This window comes from Blastococcus sp. SYSU DS0616, assembly GCF_054051015.1.
In genome coordinates this window covers 1-601 of sequence record NZ_JBJHAJ010000062.1, presented here as the reverse complement: position 1 = coordinate 601, position 601 = coordinate 1, and the positions used below count along the sequence as shown (strand labels likewise).

At 75.7% G+C, this 601-nt stretch carries 1 protein-coding gene and 1 pseudogene; both read right to left on the bottom strand.

Going from position 1 to position 601, the window contains the following annotated elements:
- Positions 1-227: pseudogene (locus tag ACI79K_RS21115) on the bottom strand (hypothetical protein); the annotation flags it as partial.
- Positions 224-601 (bottom strand): TadE/TadG family type IV pilus assembly protein (locus ACI79K_RS21110; RefSeq protein WP_456600682.1); only part of this gene is annotated, 378 nt, incomplete at its 5' end. The gene ACI79K_RS21110 and the pseudogene ACI79K_RS21115, both read right to left, overlap by 4 nt.

Below are 601 nucleotides of genomic sequence, written 5' to 3'. Positions count from 1 at the left end.
CGCAGCGCCCGCTCCTGCCCCGTCGCCGGGTCCGGCGCGGTGCCCATCGCCCGCCCCGCCTCCCGGGCCGCGGCCTGCGAGGCGAACACCCCCCGCTGCACCGCCGAGAACCCCGCCACCACGTAGACCAGCGGCACGAACACCACCAGGGCGATGAACACGAACTCCACCAGCGCCGACCCGCGCTCACCCTCCAGCTGCCCGAGGCGGGCGCGCAGCCACCTCACCCGGCCTCCTTCATCGCCCGGCCGGTGACCTCCAGCGGCAGCAGGTTCCCCAACGCCGCCAGCAGCGAGGGCACCGACCCCGAGCAGCGCACCACCACCAGCGTCGCGCCGGAGGGATCGGCCTCCTCCCCCGACGTGCAGGCCAGCCCGCGCGCGGTCTGCTCCGACGTCGCCCGCGCCACCACCTCCACCGTGCGCGCGGCCCCGTAGCCGGAATCGACGTCGGCGGCCGCCGCGTACCGCGCACCCTCCTGCGCGCTCGCCGCCACCACGTTGCGCACGTGCACGTACACCGCCACCTGCAGCACCGCCAGCAGCAGCGCCACGATCAGCAACGAGACCAGCACGAAATCGACGACGGCGCTGCCCCGCTC